This is a genomic window from Rummeliibacillus sp. NPDC094406, assembly GCF_044763875.1.
GTDB lineage: Bacteria > Bacillota > Bacilli > Bacillales_A > Planococcaceae > Rummeliibacillus.
On the sequence record NZ_JBIWGZ010000004.1, the window covers coordinates 411,418 to 425,008 of the forward strand.

Genomic DNA, 13,591 nt, shown 5'->3' on the forward strand with positions numbered 1-13,591 from the left:
TTTTCCGAAGTAAAATCACGTTGTAATATATTTGGGATAATTTCCTTGGTGTTTCCTTTATACGAACGATATTTCTTTATAAAGAATTTACATTTTACGCCAACGGTATTCATGAAACGGTTAATCGTTTTAGGATCATGATGTAAGCTGTATTTTTTCAGTTCTTTGGGAATCGGACGATAACCATTACGACCAGCCTATATATTTCTACTTTATCATTACTTTATATCCATATTTTCATTTTTTATGCCTATATTATTAAAATATAAAAATGGTACAATTGATTCATATCAAAAAATGGAGGGGTAGAAGTGTCACAACTGTTTTTTTCAAATTATATAAATGATATCGAAGATCTGCTCAAAAATGATTTATCGAAAAGTACATATTGTGGTATGTTTGATGATCTAGAGAAACTTGTAACTTTAGCTGACCGACTCGCAATTTCTTGTCAAAATCATCCGTATTTTACGAATATATCCTCTTTTTTAAAAAATATTGATAGAGCATTTACCGATCCAAATGATGCGGACCAAGCCTCACAGGTATTGCTGAATGTTGAGAAATGGATTAAACCTGTGTTGTATTTTAGCGATAGGGAAAAGTGGGATAAGCTCAATCAAAAGAAACATCACTTCACCTTAAAGCCCACTGTTACACAGTTACAGCTTTTAAACCAACAAGAGATGGAAGCAGAGACGCCCGATGCCATCGAAGATGTCGGGAAAAAGTATATGTGGATTGCGATTAATTCAAGAAACTACGAAACGCATAATACTGCACTTTCATCTAGTGAACTGCGATTGAACTATTTACGCTGTGCTATGACAATTATTTTAGTTCCTTTATACCGAAATTATGACCTCATCAGATCCAATTTAGAGGGGCTGTTATGTCGTCAGATTGATGCAGAAGTAGAGGATCTAATGGCTTCAATCCGTGTATCGCGTAAGGAAGAAATCAAAGGTTTTAAAGCAAGACATGATTTAGTGGAGAAAATCGTTTGTAAGCTAACAGGAGAGCTACGAGAAAGTGGTGGCTATTATTTACTAACAGGGATCGAAGGTATTGGGAAGACGGCGCTTTGTGCAAAGGTATCTGAGCAATTAATCGCGAAGCAAAATAGCTTGATTGAGCCAGACGTCAACATCAAACAGGCTGCACCGTGGTTGCCTGGTCAACTTATACATTTTGGTAAGTGGGAATCTGACCCTGTTCGTATTTTACGCTCGCTTATTGCACAAGCGAATACGATGTTACTCGAGCCAGAAGATTTACCGAATAATAAGCATGCCTTACAAGAATTAGACAAAATGAGTTTTTTTAATAGCCAGTCGCAAATGAAAAAGGCGGTCTCAGGTGAACACTTTGGCAATTATTCCAAACAAATATTTTCACCAGCGAATAATTATTCTAATTCATCCAATCTGGAGAATGTTGTATCACTACCGTTTAATACAAATGTGATGAACCACTCTACAAAAGATAAGAGTGAGCTCGAAATACACAAAGCCATACTCAGTCGTGCTCTCCGAAAGCTTACGAAGCAATACGGTCCTGTCGTCATAATTATTGATGCGCTTGATGAAATCACTACCTTTGCTGATAATTTAGAATTTTTACCACGTCAATTACCGCCAGGCGTATCCGCACTATTGACGGTCCGTCCGAATATTGGAATTGAAAAATGGCTGACAAATTATAGTAGCGCATTGGTTTATCTGGATCAAGTCGGCTATATCGAACGCAGTGAAATTCCGCTCTTTACAGGTATTGACGATTTCGCCGGAAAAGAGGAGAAAAAGTTCAATGATCAGATTTATCGCAATAGTAAAGGGTGGTCCTTACAAATTGCCGCAATTGCTCGTAAACTAAAGGACGTCAACGGCGATTTCACACAAGTCGATGTGGAAGATGAGCTTGGGAAATATTTTGACCGTCAAAAGGATGAATGGCTGCGCGCGTATGAGGATGACCGCAGTGAATATTTAAAAGAAGTGCTACATTTACTCGCGATTTTCGAGCCGATTTCGGCAATTAGCTTAGATGATGTACAAGGCTATCTAGAAGGGAAATTTGACGAACGGCTTAATTTAGATAAAATTATTGATTTACTGAAGCCAGTCTCTTATCAGATTCAAGGTCTTGAAACAGCCAAGAAAAATATTAAGCTAGGCATTAAGGCGTATGCGGATAATGTGAAAAAAGGCATTGGCAAACGCGATTTAAAAAGACATTTAGAGGACTATACTGAGTGGATGAAAGACGATGAAGACATAGAGTCGAAACTAGTTGCTGACTTTGTGAATTATTGGATGAGCGAGGGGTCTCGAAAAGAAATTGAGATTGTCAAAAAAATCATCGATGAGTTAATTGTAGACGAAGAGCTCGAGAAAGTGGAAGAATTAGCTTTTCATATGATTACATCCGTTAAGAAGATTCCCCTAGGTTATAAATATTGCATGCGAGAGTTGGCATCACTAGGCAAACCCAAGGCAGTTGTGAATTACGCAAAATTAATATTGATGGGGAAAAGTAGCAAAGAGCAGGAAAAAAGGGAAGCTGAAGAGTGGCTTCGCAAGTCTGCTGACAATGCTGAACCCGAAATATTGTGTTTTTTAGGGAATTTTTTGATTGATCATAAAAAAGAGGAACAGCTACGACAAGAAGGCGAGCAATACCTACGTCAAGCAATTGAACAAGGATACCAGCCTGGGAAGATGATGTTAGGTAGTCGTTTGATTGAAGGAAAGGGTTTAGCTGTTAATAAAAATGAGGGCTATGAATTACTGGAGGGTCTTGTGGAAGAGGGGCATGAAAAGGGTATCCTCAGATTGGTTTATTTTTTATTGAAGACGGATCAGCCAGAAGCGAATCCTGAAAAAGCTTATCAATTATTGATCATGCTAGCTGAAGAAAGAGGAAATATCTCAGCAATGTTTATGTTAGGAGTAAATCTCATCGTTGGTAAGAGACTAACGAAGAACGTACAAGAAGGCGAGCGATGGTTAAGACGGGCAGCTGAAAAAGAATTTGTGCAAGCGATGCACTTTTTAGGCATGGAATTAATCGAAGGTAAATATCTACCGCAACATATAGATGAAGGCATTGAATGGCTTGAAAAAGCGATTGATTTGGAGCATGAAGATTCTTGTTTGCTGTTAGCTGAATACTATCTAAAAGGTGAACATGTAGAGGTAGATTTTGAACAAGGAAAGCTATGGCTGTTAGAGGCCGTTAAAATGCGTTCGATTTCAGCAATGTTTTCATTAGGTAGAGCATATTTATATCACTTGGGGGGATTTCCCCAAGACAATGATGAAGCGTTGAAGTGGTTACAAATGGCAATTGAAGAAGGTTCAAGTGAAGCTTGCTTGTTGTTGGGGGAGGCACTAGTATATGGTACAGGCTTTAAACGAAATTATAATTTAGGTATCAACTACTTGCAAATGGCAGTGGAAAATGAGTTTGTAATTGCTTATAGTAGGCTTGGAATGGCTTATTTAGACGGTAATGGTTCTTCTAGAAAACGGATTGAAGGGGAGAAAATTTTACGACAAGGTATAGAAAAGGGCTGTAATGTCGCAAAAATTAATTTAGCCATCGAACTAGTCAATGGGGATAAAATTAAGAAAAGGGTAGAGGAATCAAAGCAGCTTTTTGAGGAATTAATAGAAGTCAGATTTGAAAATGCATTACCGCTAAGATGTCAATATTCAGTAATAGAAAATGCATTTGATGAAACAGCTGAAGATATACATGCACTTCTTTTGCGTGAAATTGAAAAAGGTGTGCCAGAAGCAATGTTGATTCTCGCTGAATATTTGGAAGAAGGAAAATATTTACCGCAAGATATTGATACTGCCATTAGTTTGTTTGAAAATGCGTGCTCACTAGAGTATACGGCGGCATATTTATCTTATGCCGCGTCGTTAATGGTGATGGATACATTACCGAAAGATTTCGAAAAAGGATTGCTACTTCTCGATAAACTGCTTGAGGCAGAAGAGTATGAAGCCTATGGAATATTAGCTACACATTATTATAAAAACGAGCATAATATTCAAAAGACTGTTGAATGTTATCTCGAGCTCATAAAGCGTGGGTATAAAGGAGCGTCAAGTGACTTATTCTACTTGGTTCGTCATGACAAGGCTTCTATCGACGGACAATTCGACTTTAATCAATTACTAGACATGGTGAAAAATTCAGATATGCCCCTTGCACGTGTGAATTACGCGCTCTATTTACTTTCATTAAGCACAAATGATCAAACATGGCGTGAAGTGGATGCCATGTTTACGAAACTAGATGAGTTAGATAATGTCAAGAAATGGTGGACAGACTTAGCAATGAAGGAAGATATGGAAGGTTACCTCGTACTGGGGTTATTAAATCGTCATCAAAAGATTTCACTACCAAATAATTGGACGCTAGAGCACTGCTTTAAACAAGCAATTACCGTGTATAATATTCCACACTGGATTCAAAAACAACGTTAAAACAGAACCCTCATGTACATCGTAAAGTCTGAAGGAGGGCATTGAAAAACTGTAGTTCTAATAAATTCTCTAACTAAAAAATTTTCTAATAGAATTTAGTGCTTAGGTATTCAAATTCTACGGCCGAGTAGAGCCACCTCTTTCGATTTGCTTTGTTCGGGGGTCTCGTATGTATTTGGTTTTTCCAGTAGTCTCCTCCGGGCTAAATCCTATTATTTTAAGTTAACTGCGAAGCATTCTCTCAGTGCCTCTGGCTCTAATTGATCTAAAAGGAAGTGGATATTCCCTATGATAAAGGTACTTGAATTACATTGATTTATTTATTCTTTGAACTTGGTAAAGTAAAATTAAGTGGCATAAGTGTATGGCCATCTGACCACCCAAAAGAAGAACTTTTAGTGACATCTTCTGGAAAACACTCGCCTAAATAAAAATATACGAAAAAAAGCTGTGCAATTTTGCACAGCTTTTTCATCTGTTAATCATTTAATGAAAAGTTTAGTTTCATTTTCTTCGTACCAACACCAACCATGTCGCCTAACAGCTTATTCGTGTTTTTAAAACAAATATCCGCGAATTGTTCATTCACTTGTTCTAAATAAGATTGAATATTATCTTGTCCTATGGCTTCTTTATCTGCATTCATTTGAACGTTGCGGCAACTTGCAACGGTATTTTGTTCAAATGCACGTTGGAAATCGCTATAAAGATTGAAATCCGTATCGCCAAGTAAAGCGATAGTGTGGCTTAACCAATGGATTTTGCTAATATCGAACGTCGTTGTCGTATCGCGGTAGCATGCAGGAGTATCCGTTACATTCGCATAAAATGGCACAACAGAGTTAAATGTATTTGGTCCGAATGCTAACCAATGCACACCTGCAATTTCAGAAGGTACATCGTTACGAATTTGTAAAATATGCGACTCTTGGTTGCGGTTAATGCCGATTGTGCGATAGATGCTCTTCGATTTTTCATCACCTTCACCGTAAGGGTCAAAAGGTGTGTTTTGGAAGTGTGAGCTTAATGCCCATTTCACATCTTCTACAGTGATTTTGCGATTTGCACGACATATAAATGGCAGATCATGATCCATCGGTTGTTGTTCAATTTCTGGATTAAAGAATTTTTGAACATACCATGCGCGTGGGTTGTTATAACGTGTATCTTTTACAGATGCACTGCCGAAGATGTGGCGTAAGTTCACTTGATCTGTATCTGGATTTAAGTGGTATTTTTCGATTAACTCTGGTAGATCCTCTGAGTAAAGTGTATCAGGAGACTCAAAATCAAAATAATCGATGTTGAAGCGGTTCGGTGCAATGACATATGCATCATCTGGAATACGAATCGCTGCCCAGTGATGACCACCAATTGTTTCGAAATACCAGATTTCGTCTTTATCTGAGAACGCTACACCATTTGATTCGTATGTACCGTACTTTTCTAAAATTTCACCTAAACGAAGTACACCTTCTTTTGCAGAACGAATGTAAGGTAGAACAATCGTTAACATATCTTCTTCGCCAATCCCACTTTTAATGAGTGGGTCAACACCTAAAATACGTGAATTTGTGGTAATCGTTTCGGTTGCCGTCATCGCCACATTTTCACTATTGATGCCTGATTCTCCCCAGATTCCACCTTCATCACTTGCATCTGGTGTTGACGTATAGCGCAAAGGATTTTCAGGGAGCTCGATTTCAAACGTACTTTGAACAGATTTATAAATTTTCGGTTGATCTTCTGGATTCATTACTACAAATCGTTGTGGATTAGATGCAGCACTACTACTATCTTCGTTTCGCGCAATCATGGTAGAGCCGTCAATCGATGCCTTTTTTCCGACTAAAAGTGTTGTACAAGAACCTGTCTTTTGTTTTTTCATTATATAATTCCCCCATTTTTTTACTATAAGTTATCTATTATATTTAAAATTATATCACGAAGTGGGAACTATAACTTTTAACAGCTTCTTATAAGGGCTATATTTGAATGGCCCATTCCGTTAACACTTAAAGCCGTGGATTGCCTTTTATTTATGTTTAAATACTACAACAACTTACCTTATTTAAAGAAACTTAACCTAAACAGAGAAATGAGAAGGGTATGTGTCACAGTATGAAAATGAAATGGCGAAGTTGCCAATCTTCAATTGATTATTGAGCTAACCAAATACCTACAATGCTACTTGGGGATTCAGCGGGATTTTTTAGTTAATATATAATACGAAAAAACTGTGGATAGGAGGATGTTTCTATTTGATAATCCATATTTAGTGAATTTATCCTGTTTTAGCGATGTTAAGTAATTTGTTGGTTTTTTTATGGTAAAATAAATAATAAATGATAAATGCTGGATAAAATATTACAAGAAAAAGGATGGGGAAACTTTAATGAAACAACTAAGTAAGAAATTAAAAAAAGTATCGCTATGTCAATGATTCTTGCATGTAGCTTAGTATATCGGACAGTAGGAGTTTCAGCAGAAAGTAACGCAAGATTTAGGTAATAATTCCAAAGTGAGTTATGGTTTAATCTATTATAAAAATAAGAAACTAACAGGGTCTATCACACATAAATTTAAAGCACATACCAATTGATCTTTTGTAGTTTATGAAGAAAAGGGTATTTAAGTGAAAGAAATGTATTACTAATCAATACTTTCGTATCTAGCAAGATATTAAACGAAAAGGGGTAACTAATCATGAAATTGAAAAAATTCTTAATTTTTGCTTTAACTGCCTTTCTAGCAACCATGACTCTAGCAACAGTACAATCTTCAGAAGTACAAGCAAAGAATCTTGACTTCGAGTATAAGCATAAAACAACATCTGATTACATCATAAGAGAAATGAAGGCGCAAAAGAATTACACATCTGCAAGAATTTCATCCGATTCAAAGTATGAAAAACGTTTTTATGCTAGTAATAAACGTATTTATGGTTCAGGTTATGTTGTTTTGAAAAAGAACCAAACAGTAACTCTACAAGGGGTAAAGGTATCAGTTAAAGATGGTTACTTTGTAACCCCAGGTCAGACTAAGAAAGTCAGCAAGGTTATGAAAAATACAAATAAAGTGTTTTTCGAGGATAAGTTAGTAAGTAACAGCATTGTTGTAAAAGGTGGGGTAACATACTTAAACGGTAAGAAACTTACTGGTTCAATGAATCATAAGTCTGTGCATAACAAAGATATATCCCTGGATTTTTACAACGGTAGAGTACTAAGAGTACAAGAAACATACTTTTAAATCGTTTACCTAGAACAAAGAAAGAAGATAAGACAATGGCTAGTATAATCATTGTAGATGATGCTTTATTCATGCGTATACTGTTAAAAGACTTAACAAAAGCAGGTCATACAGTAGTATCTGAAGCTTCGAATGGAAAGGAAGCAGTCGAAAACTACAAAAAGGTAAAATCCGACTTAGTAACAATGGATATTACTATGTCTGACATGGAATCTTGTTTATAATACTAGACTAATTGTGAAAATATCTAGTTATTTCATTTTTGGGATTTTATATTGTTTTACAAAGAGAATTATTAACTTCTATTATTGACTCTTTTGTAGGATTAGTAATATTTTTGATAGTTTTCAAGATTTTAATAAAAAACACTCCTAAATAATTAAAAAGTATGGTGCCAGGCACTCACAGAATTTACGTCATTTATCTGTTTGAGTATCTGGCACCTTTATGCTTTTGAGAATAAGGATTAATAGTACTCTTTTTATTTAATTTTTCTGATCCAGGAATTCAGTTTTATTTTTGTATATTCCTCGATTCAATGTTTATAGAATCTGGCGACATTTAAACAATTGTCTCTGGTAAAGGGGAAGTTATCCAATACAATACAGCAACTGATCATGTTCCCGGCTAATGGTTAATAGTAAAAAAAACTTTTTATCAACAAATTTATAATATTTAGTCTTCAATATATTATTGAGACGTGCAAAACCATCATCCGATACATCAAGTTGTGAAACATCGAAGTGACAATGTATCTATAACTAAAACGATTATAGAAAGTTAGTTATTGCCAATTAATGAAACTTATAGGTCATTAAGAACGTACAATTATTAGAGAAAGGAAGGGGATTGGAATGTATTTTCCATCAAAAAAAGATTTATGGATATATCCTATCAATTGGGGTTGTATAATTGCTTGCTTTACTCCATTTTTTATAGGAAGAGACTATGGAGCACTTTTTTTCACTATACCTTTTGCAATCCTGTTAGTTTGGAGTTGGTTTACAACAGGATATAAAGTTAATAACGAATTACTAATTATCCGAAATGGCCCGATAAAAAAGAAAATTCCAATAAAAGATATTAAAAAAATTACAAAAACACAAAATCCGTTAGCATCTTCCGCACTTTCGATTGATAGGCTTGAAATAACTTATGGCTCTGATTTTGGAATGGCACTCGTTTCTCCAAAGGATAAACAAAAATTTGCATCTTTGCTAAAAAGTATTAATCCACAAATTGAGGTTAATAACAATATAAATCAATGAGTGTTAGAGTGATTTCGGAAAATCACTCTATTTTTAGCCCAATTAACAACAATTATTTAAAATAGCCCATTAGTAAGACAAATGAACAATTATTTAATAAAATGGATAATAGATTAACTACTTTTGTAGGAGGACTACTATGGTAAACTTAACAGAATATCTGTACGAAAAGATAAAACCGATTATTGAAAGTTGGAATGAGGAAGGAATATATGCATTATCTTTTTTTGTATATACAAATGAAGTTTCAGATAATATCCCTACTTTTGCAATCAGTTATAATACTGAGGAAGATTGTGAGTATAGTTCACAGCTCAGTGAGGAGAGATGGAATTACGCCTTTTGGAGACAAGATGAAAATGAGATTATTGGTGATGAAGAATCAACAAACATTTTATTACAATGGTTTAAGGAAAATGGCATAAAGGATATTGGGTACGAGGACGAATCATTAATGTATGATGAGGATCAAAATTACATAGGAAAAGGACCAAACGGTTATTATGAGCTATTACAGGTAGTTTCTAATGTAGCGAAAAAATTACACGACAATAAAGTTATAATTAATACTTTTAATAGAGAACTGCCCATAATTATTCACGATTTGGAATATTCTTGGTTATCAGAAGAAACAACGAAAAATGGAAACCCTAATGGAATAGCCGAGATATTCTTGGATGCATTACGCCAAGAATTTCCAGAGTAAATTCTTGTATGTAATGAACTTAATTTATATTCTTATTGGTACATGATTTACTGTTGCGTGGGAAGGGTAATTGGTGTAGACGATGCTGTCTAAATGATTTTTGATTTAGATAGCGTCTTTTTTATCAGACATACAAGTTGCACTAACTACAATTTTATATTTTCCATGGTTTATTTATATACAAGGAAGATCAAATTAATGAAGTAAAAATAGTTTTAAGAAATTTATAATTGATAAGGTCTAAGTATACGCCAACACTGTATATTTAGGCCTTATTTTTTTATGTATAAATACTACAACAATTTACCTAATTTAAAGAAACATATCCTAAACTGAGAACTGTGAAGGGTATGTGTCACAGTATGAAAATGAAGGGGAGAAGTTTCCAATCTTCACTTGATTAATGAGCTAACCAAATTCCTACAATGCTAATTAGGGATTTAGCAGGATTTTTTAGTTAATATATAATACGAAAAAACTAAATTTAAATTTCGGATTTAAAAGTGAATAGGAGGATATTTCTATTTTATAATCCGTATTCAGTAAATTTTTCCTGTTTTAGTGATGTTAAGTAACTTGTTGGGTTTATTATGGTAATATAAAATCTCAATGATAAATATTGGATAATATTGATGAGAAAAGGATGATAAAAAGTTTATGAAACAACGAAGTAAGAAATTCACAAAAAGTATCGTTATGTCAATGGTCCTTGCATGTACCTTAGTATATGGGACAGTAGGAGCTTCAGCGGCAAGTAACGCTACATCCACAAGTAAAGCGGTTAAAACAGCAAGTACTACACCGGTAGTTTCAAAAAAAGGAGTAATCACTTTACCTAAGAAATTTAGTACAAAAACAGTTAAGAGCGAATTAAAACCAGAAGCTGCAAAACTAATCAAAATTTACGGTACTTCTTTAGGTGACGGAAACACAGATAATTTTAAAGCATATGCGAAAAAACACTTAGTAGCCAAAACACATACTAACTATATGCTTGGATATGGTTATTCGTTGGATAAGTACAAATCTAAAGTAAAAGGGACTCGTAAAGCGAATTCAAAAGCAGAAATTGCAAACTATTCAAAGGCTGTAAAAAAAGTCACAACATCTCAAATAAGAAATGAAGATTCTTATGTTGGTACTGGATTTGCAACTTTTGAGTTTTCTTTCCAACCAAAAAACTATAGCCCAATGAACAGAATCTATGTTTATTTGAAATTTAACCAATTATCAAATGGAAAGTATGTACTAGAAACTATCAGCTATTTTTAAGTCAGGCGATTGTTTGAGGATAGTGCCAGGAACTATAGAGGCATGTCTTTAACTAATGAAGAAAAAGCCGTGCATGTGATCATTCTGAAGACTTTCTAAGATTTTTTGCAAAGCAGATTAAATAAGTATCAGTAAAATTATTATTGTTATAAGTTTTAATGGATAGAAGAGTTAACGAAAAGATAAGTTTTTCGTTAACTCTTTTTCAAACTTTCTCTTTCTATTCTTTATCTTTAGGGGATTCAACCATATCTGGAGGAACTATTGTAATAGCAATTTTATAATGCTGTCTATCTTGTTTAGAGAGATTGTTATTTAAAAATTCGACCAAGGGGATGTGATTGTTTAATCAGGAATACTTTTTAAGTTTATCATTTACCTATCCTCACCTTTTCAATTTGACTGAATAAATTAGGTAACATATAAGAGCTTAGGGGTGGATGAAGATGATTTATTATTGTCCTTACTGTATTCAATTGATCGACTATGCAACAAGAAATAACACGACGATCATTGATGAATGGAATTGCGTTCTTGCTCCGCCTCCGCCTAAGCTGCAATTTGTCACTGTTGACCCGAAAACAAGCGCACTGCTCGTTTTAGATATGGAAGCGACGATATGTAATAATCCTCGCTGTATTGCATCCATCTCAAATATCAAACCGTTACTGACGAAAAGCCGTGAACGGGGCATGTTAGTTGTCTATAGTCTTACACATAATGGAAATGCCTCAGATATTGTTCCTCAGCTTTCTCCCTTGCCCAATGAACCTGTTGTGAAATCAAACGTTGATAAATTTTATGAAACCGATCTCGATCAAATCCTAAAAGAGAACGGCATAAAAACCGTAATCGTTACCGGTTATGCCGCAAATGGTGCAGTCCTGCATACAGCGACAAGCGCTGCTTTTCGGGGATATCATGTCATTGTTCCTGTTGACGGAATTTCAGCATTTAATCCTTATGCCGAACAGTATACATCTTGGCATATGTTGAATAGTCCGGGGACCCGGAACAATGCCGTTTTAACCAAAAGTGATTGGATACAATTCGGTTGTCCTTATCAGTGATCCTATTTCACAATCAATTTATAAATATTTCCTAAAGATAGAAAATAATCAAACTTTTTTATGAATATCAAACTTAAATCTGTTGAATAAGAATCCCTTTTGATCAATCTTTTTTCAAAAGGGATTTTTCAAATTTATCGTGAAATATGGGTTTGTCTAGGTCCACAAAGAGAGCTACTTTGAATGACCAAAGGAATAATTTGGGTTTTTATTGTTCCAAAGGCTTCCCGCACTTTTCAAATTATTCTACTAAGTTTTCTGTCAATTGTTTTTCTTTCCACACGAATGTAATACCGAGGCCAATGACCATAATAACAGCTGCGAAAAGGTAAGGGTAGTGGATGTTTACGTCAAATAGTATTCCGCCTAACATTGGTCCGATGATATTTCCTAAGCTCGTATAGGTTGAGTTCATTCCAGCAATAAATCCTTGTTCGTTACCGGCAGTTTTTGATAAAAATGTCGTCAATGCCGGACGAAGCAAGTCAAATGCGAGGAAGATAAAGCAAGTTACCACCAACACTGCCCAAAAGCCAGAGATTACGGTGGACGTAACCGCTAATATTGCACCTGCAATTAAACATAATTGGATCAATTTCTTTTCACCGAGTTTATCGACCATTTTTCCAAACATAAATATTTGTACAATAACACCGAAGATTGAGCTTATTGTAATAATGGCTGCAATGTCCTTCGGCGTGAAGCCGAATTTATGATCAGAAAATAGGCTGAAAACAGTTTCATATGCAGATAAACCGAAGGCGAGTACAAATACAATGATAAATGGAATGAAATAAAGTGGATTAAGTGATTTTTTTAAATCGTTTATAAAGCTTGTTTGCTTGGTTTTAGCAGAAATCTCTGCAAGCTGTTCCTTCGTTAGCGGCTCTTTTAAAATGAATATTGATGAAATGCATGCTAAAAAGGCAATGGCAGCCGCAAAGAAGAAGGGCATGCGTATACCGTATTCAGCAATAAAGCCACCAAAGCCAGGTCCTATAATAAAGCCAGTACTAATGGCGGCAGAAATATAACCCATCGCTTTTGGTCGTTCCTGAACTGATGTAATATCTGCAACATATGCAGTAACACCTGGCATAATAAAGGCGGCACTAATTCCCCCTAACATTCTTGATAGATAAAGCACCGATACATGCGTGCCTAAACCAAAGATAAGTTCTGAAATACCAAAAAGGAATAAACCAATTGTGATGATTTTCTTCCTGCCATAACGGTCAACCCAACGACCTGCGAGTGGTGACATAAGTAGTTGTGCCACCGCAAATACGGCGACAAGATTACCCATCGTTTTTCCTGATAAATGCATGATATTCATAAATGATGGCATAACTGGAATGATGAGACCAACTCCGAGAAATGCAATGAATATATTGCTTAGAAGAATAATTAATATCGACTTTTGTTCTTTTATTGTTTTTTTCATGTATTAACATCTCTTTCTATTAGAATAATTGATGTGAAATACCTCTCCAAAATACTGTCAAAGAGGCTTCTAATTTT

General features: G+C 35.1%; 8 protein-coding genes and 1 pseudogene. 7 read left to right on the top strand and 2 right to left on the bottom strand.

The window, feature by feature from the left end:
• Positions 1 to 311 precede the first annotated feature (311 nt).
• The gene (locus ACIQ4I_RS13550; protein WP_403096650.1) at positions 312 to 4,502 is read left to right on the top strand and encodes an SEL1-like repeat protein; all 4,191 of its coding nucleotides are present in this window, start codon (positions 312 to 314) and stop codon (positions 4,500 to 4,502) included.
• Between the two features lie 478 nt (positions 4,503 to 4,980).
• On the opposite strand, the gene ACIQ4I_RS13555 is transcribed toward ACIQ4I_RS13550, so the two are convergent.
• Positions 4,981 to 6,390, bottom strand: coding sequence for a C69 family dipeptidase (locus ACIQ4I_RS13555; protein WP_403096652.1), 1,410 nt, complete (start codon positions 6,388 to 6,390; stop codon positions 4,981 to 4,983).
• A gap of 818 nt (positions 6,391 to 7,208) precedes the next feature.
• Between ACIQ4I_RS13555 and ACIQ4I_RS13560 the strand changes: the two genes are divergently transcribed.
• The 6 genes and pseudogenes from ACIQ4I_RS13560 to ACIQ4I_RS13585 all read left to right on the top strand — a co-directional run bounded on the left by ACIQ4I_RS13560 (position 7,209) and on the right by ACIQ4I_RS13585 (position 12,070).
• Positions 7,209 to 7,754 carry a hypothetical protein gene (locus ACIQ4I_RS13560; RefSeq protein ID WP_403096655.1) on the top strand — a complete coding sequence of 182 codons (546 nt, stop codon included), beginning with the start codon at positions 7,209 to 7,211 and terminating at the stop codon, positions 7,752 to 7,754.
• Between the two features lie 35 nt (positions 7,755 to 7,789).
• A pseudogene (locus ACIQ4I_RS13565) lies at positions 7,790 to 7,966 on the top strand (response regulator); the annotation flags it as partial.
• 642 nt (positions 7,967 to 8,608) lie between these two features.
• A complete protein-coding gene (locus ACIQ4I_RS13570; RefSeq protein WP_403096658.1) occupies positions 8,609 to 9,022 on the top strand; it encodes a PH domain-containing protein in 414 nt (137 codons plus the stop codon).
• Positions 9,023 to 9,161: 139 nt separating this feature from the next.
• Positions 9,162 to 9,728: a hypothetical protein gene (locus tag ACIQ4I_RS13575; RefSeq protein ID WP_403096660.1), complete on the top strand. Its 567-nt coding sequence runs from the start codon at positions 9,162 to 9,164 to the stop codon at positions 9,726 to 9,728.
• 657 nt (positions 9,729 to 10,385) lie between these two features.
• Positions 10,386 to 11,000 (top strand): hypothetical protein, encoded by a 615-nt coding sequence (locus tag ACIQ4I_RS13580; RefSeq protein WP_403096663.1) that lies wholly within the window; start codon positions 10,386 to 10,388, stop codon positions 10,998 to 11,000.
• A 446-nt stretch (positions 11,001 to 11,446) separates the two neighbouring features.
• Positions 11,447 to 12,070 (top strand): cysteine hydrolase family protein, encoded by a 624-nt coding sequence (locus ACIQ4I_RS13585; RefSeq protein ID WP_403096666.1) that lies wholly within the window; start codon positions 11,447 to 11,449, stop codon positions 12,068 to 12,070.
• 241 nt (positions 12,071 to 12,311) lie between these two features.
• Here the strand turns inward: ACIQ4I_RS13585 and ACIQ4I_RS13590 are convergent, their stop codons facing one another.
• Positions 12,312 to 13,514 carry an MFS transporter gene (locus ACIQ4I_RS13590; protein ID WP_403096669.1) on the bottom strand — a complete coding sequence of 401 codons (1,203 nt, stop codon included), beginning with the start codon at positions 13,512 to 13,514 and terminating at the stop codon, positions 12,312 to 12,314.
• Positions 13,515 to 13,591 lie beyond the last annotated feature (77 nt).

Bases quoted from the DNA above. Each gene is read 5' to 3' on its own strand.
- ACIQ4I_RS13555 (WP_403096652.1), bottom strand. From the start codon at position 6,390: ATGAAAAAACAAAAGACAGGTTCTTGTACAACACTTTTAGTCGGAAAA.
- ACIQ4I_RS13560 (WP_403096655.1), top strand. From the start codon at position 7,209: ATGAAATTGAAAAAATTCTTAATTTTTGCTTTAACTGCCTTTCTAGCA.
- ACIQ4I_RS13570 (WP_403096658.1), top strand. From the start codon at position 8,609: ATGTATTTTCCATCAAAAAAAGATTTATGGATATATCCTATCAATTGG.
- ACIQ4I_RS13575 (WP_403096660.1), top strand. From the start codon at position 9,162: ATGGTAAACTTAACAGAATATCTGTACGAAAAGATAAAACCGATTATT.
- ACIQ4I_RS13580 (WP_403096663.1), top strand. From the start codon at position 10,386: ATGAAACAACGAAGTAAGAAATTCACAAAAAGTATCGTTATGTCAATG.
- ACIQ4I_RS13585 (WP_403096666.1), top strand. From the start codon at position 11,447: ATGATTTATTATTGTCCTTACTGTATTCAATTGATCGACTATGCAACA.
- ACIQ4I_RS13590 (WP_403096669.1), bottom strand. From the start codon at position 13,514: ATGAAAAAAACAATAAAAGAACAAAAGTCGATATTAATTATTCTTCTA.